This window comes from Rhodoferax sp. (genome assembly GCF_014859475.1).
In the GTDB taxonomy this organism is placed as follows: Bacteria; Pseudomonadota; Gammaproteobacteria; order Burkholderiales; family Burkholderiaceae_C; genus Rhodoferax.
In genome coordinates, this window is sequence record NZ_JACUUE010000064.1 from 1 (window position 1) to 12,569 (window position 12,569).

The 12,569-nt window shown below is 64.5% G+C and carries 9 protein-coding genes; 3 read left to right on the forward strand and 6 right to left on the reverse strand.

Annotated features, from left to right (window positions below; genetic code table 11):
- Positions 1–121: 121 nt before the first annotated feature.
- From IBX54_RS07695 to IBX54_RS07705, 3 genes are read right to left on the reverse strand one after another with little or no spacing between them, the layout of a single operon-like run.
- A complete protein-coding gene (locus IBX54_RS07695; RefSeq protein ID WP_296542082.1) occupies positions 122–1,303 on the reverse strand; it encodes an MltA domain-containing protein in 1,182 nt (393 codons plus the stop codon).
- A complete protein-coding gene (locus IBX54_RS07700) occupies positions 1,303–2,142 on the reverse strand; it encodes a carbon-nitrogen hydrolase family protein (protein ID WP_296542083.1) in 840 nt (279 codons plus the stop codon). Before IBX54_RS07700 ends, IBX54_RS07695 begins: the two co-directional genes overlap by 1 nt.
- Positions 2,139–6,218, reverse strand: a complete 4,080-nt coding sequence (locus tag IBX54_RS07705; RefSeq protein ID WP_296542084.1) for a YhdP family protein — start codon at positions 6,216–6,218, stop codon at positions 2,139–2,141. Before IBX54_RS07705 ends, IBX54_RS07700 begins: the two co-directional genes overlap by 4 nt.
- A gap of 32 nt (positions 6,219–6,250) precedes the next feature.
- On the opposite strand from IBX54_RS07705, the gene glnE reads away from it, so the two are divergent.
- Both glnE and IBX54_RS07715 read left to right on the forward strand, forming a co-directional pair.
- Positions 6,251–8,965: a bifunctional [glutamate--ammonia ligase]-adenylyl-L-tyrosine phosphorylase/[glutamate--ammonia-ligase] adenylyltransferase gene (gene glnE, locus IBX54_RS07710; RefSeq protein ID WP_296542085.1), complete on the forward strand. Its 2,715-nt coding sequence runs from the start codon at positions 6,251–6,253 to the stop codon at positions 8,963–8,965.
- Positions 8,966–8,977: 12 nt separating this feature from the next.
- Positions 8,978–9,439 carry a cytochrome c gene (locus IBX54_RS07715; protein WP_296542086.1) on the forward strand — a complete coding sequence of 154 codons (462 nt, stop codon included), beginning with the start codon at positions 8,978–8,980 and terminating at the stop codon, positions 9,437–9,439.
- A gap of 35 nt (positions 9,440–9,474) precedes the next feature.
- On the opposite strand, the gene IBX54_RS07720 is transcribed toward IBX54_RS07715, so the two are convergent.
- From IBX54_RS07720 to IBX54_RS07730, 3 genes are all read right to left on the reverse strand, one after another.
- A complete protein-coding gene (locus IBX54_RS07720; protein WP_296542087.1) occupies positions 9,475–9,996 on the reverse strand; it encodes an adenylyltransferase/cytidyltransferase family protein in 522 nt (173 codons plus the stop codon).
- A gap of 62 nt (positions 9,997–10,058) precedes the next feature.
- Positions 10,059–10,271 (reverse strand): hypothetical protein, encoded by a 213-nt coding sequence (locus IBX54_RS07725; RefSeq protein ID WP_296542088.1) that lies wholly within the window; start codon positions 10,269–10,271, stop codon positions 10,059–10,061.
- A 112-nt stretch (positions 10,272–10,383) separates the two neighbouring features.
- A complete protein-coding gene (locus tag IBX54_RS07730) occupies positions 10,384–10,998 on the reverse strand; it encodes a glutathione S-transferase N-terminal domain-containing protein (RefSeq protein ID WP_296542090.1) in 615 nt (204 codons plus the stop codon).
- Positions 10,999–11,109: 111 nt separating this feature from the next.
- On the opposite strand from IBX54_RS07730, the gene purB reads away from it, so the two are divergent.
- The gene (gene purB / locus IBX54_RS07735) at positions 11,110–12,489 is read left to right on the forward strand and encodes an adenylosuccinate lyase (protein ID WP_296542089.1); all 1,380 of its coding nucleotides are present in this window, start codon (positions 11,110–11,112) and stop codon (positions 12,487–12,489) included.
- The last annotated feature ends 80 nt before the right edge of the window (positions 12,490–12,569 follow it).

The following is a 12,569-nucleotide window of genomic DNA, read 5'->3' on the forward strand; positions in this document are numbered from 1 at the left end:
GCGCAGGTTGCCCGCAGCAGGGCTGCGGGTCGCAGACAGCGGGGTCGCCTTTCTTACCTCGCCCGCCGGGACGAGACCCGGCCCCTGAACCCAAAAAAGGTACCGTACCCTTCCAAGGGGATCAGTAGGCTCGCCCTTTCGGCCACAGCACCCACAGCCGCAGCGGCTGTTTGAGCCGCCCGGCCAGCTCACCCGCGGCCTCACCCCAGCCCGCAAAATAGTCAGCCCGCACCGCACCGCGAATGGCGCTGCCGGTGTCCTGCGCCAGCACCAGACGCTGCAAGGTAATTTGCGGCCCCTCGGAGGCCAGCCATACCGGCGTGCCGTAGGGAATGCTCTGCGGATCGACCGCAATCGAGCGCCCCGGGGTGAGCGGCACACCTTGCGCGCCCCTGGGGCCAAAGGCGGCATCGAACTCGCTCAAACGTTCTTCCTTGAAAAACACCACACGCGGGTTGCGCCACAGCAGCTCATTGACACGTTGCGGGTTTTGCCGCAACCAGGCCCGGATGCCGGGCCAGGTCGCATCGCGCAGTTCGCGCTGATCGAGCAGCCAGCGGCCGATGCTCTGATATGGGTGGCCGTTGTGGCCGGCATAGGCCAGCCGAATCAGGCGCACGCTGCCATCGGGCTCGGTCACGCGGACGCGCCCGGAGCCCTGGATTTGCAGCACCATGGCCTGCACCGGGTCGCTCAGATAAACAATTTCGCGACCGCGCAAGGCCTCCTTGGCCGTTGCCAAGGTGTCGATTTCCTGCCGGGAAAACCAGGGTTGGCGCGCCTTCAGATTGGCGGGCAATTGGTACAGCGGCACGGTGAAGTCCGGGCCAGGCAAGCGCTGCGCCTGCAACTCGGGCTCAAAATAAGCCGTCAGCAAGCCGCTCGTCGTCCCGCCCTGCAAGGGTTCAACGCGGTAAGGCTGTAGCCGGTCGAGCAGCCACTGGCGCTGCTCGGCCTGGCTGCCAATGCTCAGGCGGCGCACCTCCTGGCACAAGGACGCAAACACCGGTCCCGGGCGTTCACAGCTTTTGAGCCAGGCGTTCCAGGCCTCGAACAACGTGTCGGAATCGAAACCCGGCAGCTCGGACCAGGCCACGGGCTGCCAGCGGCTGTTGCCGCGCACAATGGCATCAAGCGAGGTGGCAACATCAGGCAAAGCCAGCGGCGCAGACGGCTGGCCGGCGCCGGACGATGCTGCCGCATCCAACGGCGCCGGCGCCGTGCCACAGGCCGCCAGCACAAGCGCCAACACGGCTGTCAGCCAGGCCGCCAGGGTGCGCCGCAACAACAGGGGTGCGGTCATCACAGTAGCCTGTGATCAAGTGCTGGCAAACGGCTGCGGCACCGGGTCATGACATCCCACGCCAAATCTGCCACCACCACGCCCGGCCCTGTTGCACGCTCGGCCAGCAGCTTGCCCCAGGGGTTCACCAGCATGGCGTGGCCCCAGGTGCGGCGCTGGTTGTCGTGCAGGCCGCCCTGGGCAGCGGCCGCCACATACGCCAGGTTTTCGATGGCGCGGGCGCGCAGCAGCACTTCCCAATGGTCTTGCCCGGTGGTGTGTGTGAAGGCGCTGGGCACCAGCATCAGCTGCGCGCCGGCCCGGGCGTAATGCCGGTACAGCTCGGCAAAACGCAGGTCGTAACACACGCTCAGGCCGATGCGCCAGGTGTGGCCGTCGGCAGAAGCCAGATCGAAAGTGACGGGTTGCTGGCCGGGGGCGAGCACCAGCGACTCGTCATACGACTCGATGCCGTTGTCAAAGCGGAACAGGTGCATCTTGTCGTAGCGCGCCACGCATTGGCCTGCCGGTGAAAACACCAGCGAACTGTTAAACACCCGGCCCGGCTGTTTCTGGCCTTCGGGCGAGTTGGCCGGGGCGCTGAGCGGCAGCGTGCCGCCCACCAGCCACAAGCCCGACTCAATGGCGCTTTCGCTCAGAAATTGCTGGATCGGGCCCTGGCCAAAGGGCTCCTGGATCGCCAGCTTGTCGGCATCGCGCTGGCCCATCAGGCAAAAATATTCAGGCAGCACGGCCAGCTCGGCACCGGCTTGCGCGGCCTCTTGCAAAAGCCGCCTGGCTTGCGCCAGGTTGGCGCTCACATCCATGCCTGAGACCATTTGAATGGCGGCGACTTTCATGGTTGTTTCTCCGGGGTGGTGGTCTTGGTATGGGGCACCTTGGTGATTTGTGGCTCGGCCCAGCTGCCGTCAATGTGAAACTCCTGGGTGGCCGACTCGATCATCGGGCGGCGCAAAAACAACTCCGCCAAAAAGGTGCCCAGGCCGATGGCCGGGTTGATCACCGTGGCCAACAGCAGCGATGCGGTGCCGGCGTTGATCTCCGGGATCACCACCACCTTGAGGTCCTGCGTCTCGCGGGCAATGTCGGCGCCGCCCTCCATCAGCACCGCCGCATTAACCCCCTTCATTTGCAGATTGTTGGTCAGCGCCATGCCTTTGTCGATGCGCACGTCGCCGCGCAAAAAGTCAAAAGCAAAGCCCTCGCTGAACACGTCCCTGAAATCAAGCGTCAAGCGGCGCGGCAGGGCTTGCAGGCTCAATACACCCAACAACTTGGCAATGCCGGGCTCGGCCTTGAGAAACTGGCCCGCAGCGACATCAACTGTGAAGGCGCCGTTCATCGACGGGTAATCCAGGCTCAGGGGCGAACCCAGCCACGTCACATCACCTTCAAGCTTGCCGCGCCCGCCACGCACCACGCCCGGCATGCCCAGGCGGCTGAGCAGGGCGCCGCTGTCGGCGATGTCGAGCTTGAAGTTCAATTCGGTGCGCCGCGATGCCGCAGTTTTCGGCGCAGAAGCCGCGGCATCGTCGTGCGCTGCAAGCGCCGCCCACTTGCCATTGGCAACCAGGCTGGCCTCCGGCAAATCAAGGTTTAATGCATTCAGGCGCCACTCGCGCACACGGGCCTCGCCCGGCGCCGACTGGCGGCTGCGATTGATGGCCTGCACCTCCAGGCGTCCCAAGTGTTTGCCGCGCAATTCAAAATCGTTCACCACAATGTCCAGCGCTGGAATGCTGGCAGGCTGCGCCTCCAGCAAAGCCGCCACCTCTTCCTCTACTCCGGGTGCCAGCGTCAGGCGGGCCAGGCGCGCATAAACACGCCCTTCGGCACCACCACTGAGCGCAGCATTGGGTTGGCGATATTCCACATAACCGTTGAGTTCGGTTGCCACCAGATTGGCGCGCCACAGTGTGCCCTCGCGAGCGCCGCCAATCACCATCTGGTTGTACTGCCGGCCACCAAAGATCAACTGCTCCGAGCGCACCGCAAGCTCGGTGGGCAAATAAGTCGCCATCAAGGTGTTGTCAGCGAGCAGCACCGCTGCATTCACGTTGGTCCCGGCGGCCTGTGCCAGCACATCTTGCCAGGCATCCACATTGAAATGCGCCAGCCTGATATTGCCGCTCACGCCAGCGCTCGGCAGCTCGGCTGATTCCTGCGCGTCAAGCCCGACGGCAATGGTGCCGCGCAGCACGCGCGGCTCGGATTGCGATACATCGCGTTCATAGACCACCTGCATCAGCTCACCCAGCGACAGCGTCAACCGGTCCTGCCGCGGTGCGTCGGCGGCGGCGTTGGCGAGCACCGCCGTTTCCAGACGCAGCGGCAGCACGGCCTCGGCGCTTTTGCCAAAAGGTTCGGGCAAACTCAGAGCCAGGCCTTGCAGGTTGCTGTTGACCAGCAACTCGGTTGCGCCCTGGCGCCAGCCCAGCGTTGCGGTGTAGGCCGCGCTGCCACTGGCGTTGCGCGCCAGCCGAGCCACCAAGCCGAGTTCAGCGGCCTCGCGCAAACCCTCTGCCGAGGCGCTGCCGCTGGCGCGAATCAGCGTCGGCGCGCCCCGGCCACCGGGCGCCTCAGGCACCAGCAGCCAGCCGCCCTCCAGCCGGGCGTCGCCACCCAGCAGGCGCGCCTGCACGCCGCCCAGGGAAAACCCGGCTTCAGTGAAATTGAGCATGCCGCGCGCCTGTGTCAGCCTCGGGCTGTCGGGCGTGATCTGCACGTCGTTGCCCGCCAGCAAGACGCTGCCGCGCACGCTGGACTGTTTGATGCGTGCAATCGGCAGCAGCAACTTGAGCTTGTAATCGGCATTGCCCGTGACCGCGCTGTTAACCAGCGCCTGCCCCAGCATGTCGCGCAGCGGCGAAGCATTGACCAGTCCGATGAGTTCGGGCAGCGGCCCTTTGAAGTCGGCATCAACCTCGACCTGGGTCTGCATCAAATCGGCAATGCGGGCCTCCACCCGGCCCACCTGCAGGGCCGTGCCGTCGCCCAAGCGGGCGCGCGCTTTGTTGACTTGCAATTGCCTGCGGTCGATCACCAGTTCGCCGCTCAAGTCGGTCAGCACCGGCCAGGGCAAATCGCCGCTGGCCTGCAGGCTCGTCGGCACATAGGCCAGCCGGGCACCTTCAATTTGCGCGGTGATTTTGAAAGCGCCTTTTTTGGGGTCGATCAAGGGCAACTGGTCAATGTCGCCCTTGACCTGAAAGCGCACCGCGCTGGCACGCCCTTCCTGCACCGCGTCGCGCACATAGTCACGCGCGGCAGCATTGATGACGAGCGGCAGGTAGCGGTGCACCTGCTTGCCGTCGGCGCGGCTCAAATTGGCCTGCAGGTCGAGCACACCCGGAAAACGCGCCCGCGATCCCGTCTTGGGCGGGTCGGCGGTCTGCCATTTGATCTGGGCTTCGCCCGCGGCGTCAGCGTTGGCAAATTTGACTTTGTTCAGTTGCACCGCGATCCGCTCGCCCCTGATTTGCCAGCGGGCTTCTGCCGACAAGGCATCGACCGCAATCACCGGCTCCTGAAAAATGGTTGGCAGGTCAAGGCTGCCAGCCGCCATGGCCAGACGCGCTTGCCCCGCGTTTTGGTCGAAGTCAAAGTTCACATCGAGCCCACGCACGCCCGGCATGGCGGCCACGGCGCTTAGCTCGAACCGGCTCAGCCAACCCCGGGCCGCGTATTTTTGCGGCGTGCGCCAGGGCCCCTGCCAGCTCACCTGCAGCGCGTCCACCCGGCCCTTGGGCGCATAAGCGCGCAGCTTGACGCGCGCGGCATCGTCAATCGGCAGGTGGTTGGCAATTTGCGCCAGCGCGGCCAGGTCGAGTCGGTCGGCCTTGAACTCGCCGCGCTCGGCCTGTCCGGCTTGCGCATCGGTCAGCCGCAGTTGTGTGCTTGCTTCAGGCCAGCGCAGGCCGTCGGCGGCGTCAAAAGCCAAAGAACGGGTGAAAAACTCAAAGCCATTTTCCAGCCTGCGCCCACCCAGGCGCCCCTGCACCCGTTGCAAGGCCAGCGGCTGCAAACCTTTGCCCAACACAACGTTGACCTCGGCCAAGGCAACATCAGCCAGCGCCTGGGTGATGCGCCCACGGTCCACATCCACCCAAGCCCGCAAGGCGCCATTGCCCTGGTTCAAATCCATCCCCAGCGACACGTAACGGCGCAACTCCGACAGGTCAGCCCGCTCGAAGGCGGCATACAGCTGGCCCTCCCAGTCCCGCCAGCGACCGTTATGGCGTGTCAGCAAGGGCTGCAAAAACCTGCCCTGCAAGCTCAGGGGGCTGCCCCAGGACTCGGGCGGCGTGGCGTCCAGCCGCACATCATGCTGTCGGCCCTGGTTGCGCATCACCACCGCCACCTTTTGCAACACCACCGGCTCAGCCACGCGCTGCTCGTCGCTCCATCGCAGTGTGCCGTCATGAATGGCAAACTCGAATTGCGAAAAAAACCAGTCCAGCGCCGCCGGGTCGGCCTGACCGGCCGGGTTGAAATCGAGCCCGCCAATGGTGATCTTGCCGTCTGGCGCGCGCCGGATGTCGAGCTCCGGCCGGTCCAGGTAAATCTGCTCGAAACCCAAACGCCACAAGGAACGTGGCGACACAGCTATCAACACGCGCGGCAAACTCAGGGCCACCCTGCCTTGCGCATCGAGCAGGGCCACGTCGCGCAACTCAAAGGACGGCACCATGCCGTTGGACTGCGCGGCCACCGCCCCCACCCGCACCGTTACCCCCAGGGCCTGCGTGGCCCGGGCCTCGAGCTGCGGGCGAAATTCGCCGATTCGCGGCACAATCACCCAATGCAGCGCCCCCCAGGTCAGACCCAGCAGCAACCAGGCCAAGACTACCGCAGTCAATAGCCAGCGCGTCACGGCGCACCAGGTTTTCAGCAGTTTGGAGGGAAGGGGCGACACGTTGATTCGATAAATGTTGTTCAAGCAGAATTATGACCCGACCCTCCCTGGCCACCCACTCCCGCTTTGCCCAACGCGTGCGCCGCCGTTACGCGGCCGAACTGTCCCTGTTGGTGCCCGGTGTGCCCGGTCCGGCGCAGCTGCAAGCCACTTTTGAGGCCTTGCTGAGCCAGGGGCAAAACATGGCCAACGCGCTGCGCATCACGCGCCAACTGGTCGTCGAGCGCCTGCTGTGCCAGGACTGCGAACAGCAGTTGGCGCTGGCGCAGGTGACCCAGGCCATGACCGAGCTGGCCGAATTCGCCCTCAACCACGCCCTGACCCAGGCCCAGGCCGAGCTTGATCAAACGCACGGCGCCCCCATGACGGCGCAGGGTCAGCGGGCCGAACTGTGGATTGTGGGCATGGGCAAGCTCGGCGCCCGCGAGCTCAACGTGTCAAGCGACATCGACCTGATTTATGTTTATGACGAAGACGGCGAGACAGGGGGTAATGCCCAGGGGCGCAGCCGCATCAGCAACCACGAATATTTTGGCAAAGTGGTGCGCGCCGTTTACGCGCTGGTGGGCGACACCACCGAGCACGGCTTTGTGTTTCGCGTCGATCTGGCCCTGCGCCCCAACGGCAACTCGGGGCCGGTCGCCGTGTCGCTTGATGCGCTGGAAGAATACCTGCATGTGCAGGGCCGCGAGTGGGAGCGTTTTGCCTGGCTCAAGAGCCGGGTCGTGGCACCGTTCGACAGCGTCACCAGCGGCACCACCCACGCCTTGCGCAAGGTAGTGATGCCCTTTGTCTTTCGGCGCTACCTCGACTACAGCGTGTTCGATGCCCTGCGCGTGCTGCACCGACAGATTCGCGCCCACGCTGCCAAGCGCAGCGCCGGCCACCCCGAGCGCACCAACGACGTCAAGCTCTCGCGCGGCGGCATCCGCGAGATCGAATTCACCGTGCAACTGCTGCAGGTGGTGCGCGGTGGCCACTTTCCCGAGCTGCGCACGCGCCCCACCCTGAGCGCGCTACCACGCCTGGTGCGCGCCAATTTGATGTCGGAGCAGACCGCGCAGGCGCTGGCCCAGGCCTACGTCTTTTTGCGTCAGATCGAGCATCGCATCCAGTACCTGGACGACCAGCAGACCCATGTGCTGCCAACGCAAGACCAAGACCTGAACTGGATCGCCCAGACCATGGGCTTTGCCTCTTCGCAGGCGCTGCTGAGCCAGCTTGATGCCCACCGCGAACTGGTGGCGCAAGAATTCGACAAGCTGCTGGGCGGCCCCGAGCCTGAATGCAAAGCTTGCCAAAACGGCAAGCAAGGCAACGGCAGTCAGACCATCGAAGAGCTGTTGCCGCAACTGGGTGAAGTCTTCCGCCAGCGCCTGCAGGCCTGGTGCCAGCACCCGCGCGTGCTGGCGCTGCGCGACGAGGCCCGCGAACGCCTGCAGCGCCTGCTGGCGCGCACCGCGCAGTGGGTGAGCGAGGCGCGCGTCACCGAAGAAGCCGCCGTGCGGCTGGTGGACTGGATGGAGCCCCTGCTGCGCCGCGAAAGCTACCTCGCCCTGCTGCTGGAGCGCCCGCAGGTGCACGAGCGGCTGTTGCGCCTGCTGGGCGCAGCGCGCTGGCCGGCGCGCTATCTGCTGCTGCATCCTGGCGTCATCGACGAGCTGGCGAGCCCCGCCATGATGGAGGAGCGCTTTGACACCCAGGCGTTCGAGACCGAGCTGGCGCACCGCCGTGCGTCACTGACGGGCACCGGCGAGGACGACGAGGAAACCCTGCTCAACCTGCTGCGCCGCGCCCACCACGCCGAGGTGTTTCGCACCCTGGCGCGCGATGTGGAGGGCAAGCTCAGCGTGGAGCAGGTGGCCGATGACTTGAGCGCGCTGGCCGATGCGGTGCTGCGCGTGACCACCCGTTGGTGCTGGAGTCGTCTCAAGAAAGCGCACCGCAAGCAGCCGCAATTTGGCATCATCGCCTACGGCAAACTGGGCGGCAAGGAACTGGGCTATGGCAGCGACCTGGACCTGGTGTTTGTCTTTGACGACGACGATGACAACGCCCCCGAGGCCTATGCCGCGCTGGTGCGCAAGCTCATCACCTGGCTGACCGTCAAGACCGGCGAAGGCGACCTGTACGAGATCGACACCGCGCTGCGCCCCAATGGCAACGCCGGTCTGCTCGTGACCAGTTTTGATGCCTACACCAACTACCAGCAGCAACGCGGCTCCAACACCGCCTGGACCTGGGAACACCAGGCCATGACGCGGGCGCGCTGTGTGCTGGGCGACGCGTCGCTGCACGAACGCTTTGAGGCGGTGCGCAAGGCCGTGATCTGCGCACCGCGCGATGCGAACAGCCTGCGCGCCGAGATTGCCGCCATGCGCGCTCGCATGGCCAGCGCACAGCCGGTCAGGGCCGACAAGTTTGACATCAAATACAGCCACGGCGGCATGATCGATGCCGAATTCGTGATGCAGTTCCTGGTGCTGTCGCAGGCGTGCGCGCACCCCGAACTGATGGCCAACGCCGGCAACATCGCGCTGCTCGAGTGCGCCGAAAGCCTCGGGCTGCTGCCCGCAGGCGTGGGCCACGGTGCCGCCAGCGCCTACCGGGCCATGCGCCGGGTGCAGCACAAGGCCCGCCTCAACGAAACCTCAACCCAACTGACAGCACAAGACATGCAGGCCGAACGCGGTGCCATTGTGCTGCTGTGGCACACCGTTTTTGACGCCTCCCAGCCAACCGACTAGAACCTTTACCCAATGCAAAAAATCACTCTGATCACCCTCGCCGCTACGGTCGCCCTGCTGAGCGCCTGCAGCGACCGCGTTAAAGACACCCATCCGCAACAACTGGTGAGCAAGCGCCAGGCATTGTTCAAGCAATTCACCAAAACGCTCGAACCCATGGGCCTGGTGGCGCGCGACCGGCAAGACTACGTCAAGACCAGCTTTGTCGCCAGCGCCGAGGCGCTGCAGGCGCTTGCCAGCCAGCCCTGGCCCTACTTCACGGCCGACGGCAATTACCCGCCAACGCGCGCCAAGCCCGAGGTCTGGAGTCAATCGGCTGAATTCAAACAAGCGCAAGACAAATTTTTGGCCGCCACCGACGCGCTGGTGCAAGTGGCCGGCAGCGCCGCCCTGCCCGCTATTCGCGCCAGTGTCGAGGCCGTGCAAGCCAGCTGCAAAAGCTGCCACGACCAGTTCCGTTTCGACCGCCAGTAAGGCGGCCACCAGCACCGCACACGGGCCACATTTCTTCAACTGTTACGGATTTTCTGCACCAGCGCGGTGGTGGAATACCCCGTGACGAAGGGCAGCGCCAGCACGCGGCCGCCCCAGGATTGCACCAGCTTTGACTCAGGCAAGCGGGCCATGTCGTAGTCGCCGCCCTTGACCAGAATGTCGGGACGCACCAGGGCGATCAATTCCAGCGGCGTGTCTTCATCGAACCAGGTCACCAGGCTGCTGCTGGCCAGCGCCGCCAGCACATAAGCGCGGTCCAATTCGTTATTCAACGGCCGGTCTGGCCCCTTGCCCAGCCGCCGCGCCGAGGCATCGGTGTTGAGCGCCACCAGCAGGCTCGCACCCAGCGCGCGGGCTTGCGCCAGATAAACCACATGGCCGCGGTGCAGCACGTCGAAAACGCCATTGGTGAACACCAGCGGGCGTGGCAACAGGGCCAGGCGCCGGGACAATTCATGGGGGTGACAGAGTTTGGCCGTCAGTTCGGGGGCCGCGCTGGCCGCATCGAGGGCAGGAACAGACAAGTTTTCAGGCATGGCCGGATGCTATCAGGCATTGCCGAATCCGCTTGGCCCAGCCGCAGCGACAAGGGACCGGACTAGCCTGGCTGCGCATGATGACCCTCGGCAGGCTGGGGCGCCCACCAAGACTGCACCTTCAGGAATCGGGTGTGACAGCCGGTGCAACGGTATTGCCCAGTGGGCAGCAACGCGCCGTTGGGCGCGCGCTCGATCACCGGCTGGTAGCAGGTTGAGCCACACTGGCGGCACTGGTAAGCGGTCTTGAAATTGGTTTTGATGCGTGTTGCCATGATGGCCAAACTGTAACGCCTGGACCTGCCCCAAACATCAGAAAAAATGTAAATCGATGTAAGCCGCGTCACCATTAGCCGCAGCGCCAGCGCTGGCAGCCGGATCGACACTTCAGACCGGTTGTGTGTCGGCAAAACTGGCGCGCTGCATCAGCTTGTCCTGCAGCCTGACCAGATTGGGGTATTGCTCGCGCCAAGGCAACTCGGGAAAGCGGAAGTCGAGGTAGCCCAGCGCTACACCCACGGCGACATCGGCCAGGCTCAAATAGATGCCCACACAAAAGGGCTTGTCACCCAAGCCCCTGCTGATGGCCTGCAAGGCATCATCGACTTTGCCTAGTTGCCGGTCGATCCAGGCCTGGCAGCGCTGGGCATCAAGGCGGCCGCCCCAAGTGGCCTCGAGCCGCGCCAAAACGGCCGCATCCAGGATGCCATCGGCCGTTGCCTCCCAGGTCTTGACCTCGGCGCGCTCGCGGCCCACGGGGGGAATGAGCTTGCCCACCGGCGACAGGGTGTCGAGGTATTCCACAATGACGCGCGAGTCATGAATCACATCGCCCGCCTCCATCACCAGGCAGGGCACTTTGCCCAGCGGGCTGGTGGCGGCAATGCTGGTATTGGCCGACCACACGTCTTCCAGCACAAACTCATAGTCCAGCTTTTTCTCGGCCATGACGACGCGTACTTTGCGCACATAAGGGCTGGTGTTTGAACCGATCAGTTTCATGGGCATGGGACAAAGGCTTGAGAGTGGCAGAGCGCGCATTCTATCGGGCGTACCTTGCCTGGCGCTGGCCCTGCATTTTTGGGGTTTTTGATCCCCCTACAATCTGCGCCCATGACTACCTCTGCCATCTCCGCCCTGTCGCCGCTGGACGGCCGCTACGCTGCCAAACTCGCCAAACTACGCCCCGCCATGAGTGAGCAGGGCTACATGCACCGACGCGTGCAGGTCGAGGTGGCCTGGTTCATTGCCTTGAGCGACTGCGGCTTCAAGGAATTCAAGCCACTGTCGCCGGGCGCACGCACCTATCTGCTGGGCCTGGTGAAAAACTTCTCGGAAACCGACGGCAAGGCCATCAAAGCCATCGAAAAGACCACCAACCACGATGTCAAGGCGGTTGAATACTGGATCAAATCCAAATTTGAAGGCCGGCCCGAACTGGTGGCAGCGCAAGAATTTGTGCACTTTGCCTGCACCAGCGAAGACATCAACAACACCAGCCAGGCGCTGCAACTCAAAAGCGGCCGCGACCTGGTGCTGCTGCCCAAGCTCGACGACGTGATCGACAAACTGCGCCTGATGGCGCACGCCTTTGCCGAGGTGTCAATGCTCAGCCGCACCCACGGCCAGACCGCCAGCCCGACCACGGTGGGCAAGGAAATTGCCAACGTGGTGGTGCGTCTGCTGGCCGCGCGCGAAAAAATCGCCAGCGTCAAGCTGATGGGCAAAATGAACGGCGCCGTGGGCAACTTCAACGCCCACCTGTCGGCCTGGCCCGAGTTTGACTGGGAAGCCTTCAGCAAAAAAGTCATCGAAACCCCTGAGCCGCTGGGCCTGGGCCTGACCTTTCAGCCCTACAGCATCCAGATCGAGTCGCACGACTACATGGCCGAGCTGTTTGACGCCGTGGCGCGCGCCAACACCATCCTGATCGACTGGTCGCGCGATGTCTGGGGTTATGTGTCGCTGGGTTACTTCAAGCAGCGTCTGCGCGACGGCGAGGTGGGCTCCAGCACCATGCCGCACAAGGTCAACCCGATCGATTTCGAGAACGCCGAGGGCAACCTGGGCCTGGCCAACGCCCTGCTGCGCCACATGAGCGAAAAGCTGCCCATTTCGCGCTGGCAGCGCGACCTGACCGACAGCACCGTGCTGCGCAATATGGGCGTGGCGCTGGGCTACGCCGTGCTGGCCTACCAGTCGCTGGCGGCCGGTCTGGGCAAGCTCGAAATCAACGAGCAGGCGCTCGCCGCCGACCTCGACAACTCCTGGGAAGTGCTGGCCGAACCGATTCAAACCGTGATGCGCCGCTTTGGCCTGCCGCAACCCTACGAGCAGCTCAAGAAGTTCACACGGGGCGAGGCCATGACGCGCGCGCTAATGCAGGGCTTCATTGCCGGACTGGACCTGCCCGCTGAGGAAAAAGAACGCCTGCTGGCCTTGACCCCGGCCAGCTACGTAGGCAAGGCCGCCGAGCTGGCACGCCGGGTGTAGTGCGCTGTCACCGCGAGCCGTCCGAATCCGGCCCGATACCGCACACGGACCTTGAACAGAGACTTCGTCATCGCGAGCGA

Bases quoted from the DNA above. Each gene is read 5' to 3' on its own strand.
- IBX54_RS07700 (WP_296542083.1), bottom strand. From the start codon at position 2,142: ATGAAAGTCGCCGCCATTCAAATGGTCTCAGGCATGGATGTGAGCGCC.
- IBX54_RS07715 (WP_296542086.1), top strand. From the start codon at position 8,978: ATGCAAAAAATCACTCTGATCACCCTCGCCGCTACGGTCGCCCTGCTG.
- glnE (WP_296542085.1), top strand. From the start codon at position 6,251: ATGACCCGACCCTCCCTGGCCACCCACTCCCGCTTTGCCCAACGCGTG.
- IBX54_RS07730 (WP_296542090.1), bottom strand. From the start codon at position 10,998: ATGAAACTGATCGGTTCAAACACCAGCCCTTATGTGCGCAAAGTACGC.
- IBX54_RS07695 (WP_296542082.1), bottom strand. From the start codon at position 1,303: ATGACCGCACCCCTGTTGTTGCGGCGCACCCTGGCGGCCTGGCTGACA.
- purB (WP_296542089.1), top strand. From the start codon at position 11,110: ATGACTACCTCTGCCATCTCCGCCCTGTCGCCGCTGGACGGCCGCTAC.
- IBX54_RS07725 (WP_296542088.1), bottom strand. From the start codon at position 10,271: ATGGCAACACGCATCAAAACCAATTTCAAGACCGCTTACCAGTGCCGC.
- IBX54_RS07720 (WP_296542087.1), bottom strand. From the start codon at position 9,996: ATGCCTGAAAACTTGTCTGTTCCTGCCCTCGATGCGGCCAGCGCGGCC.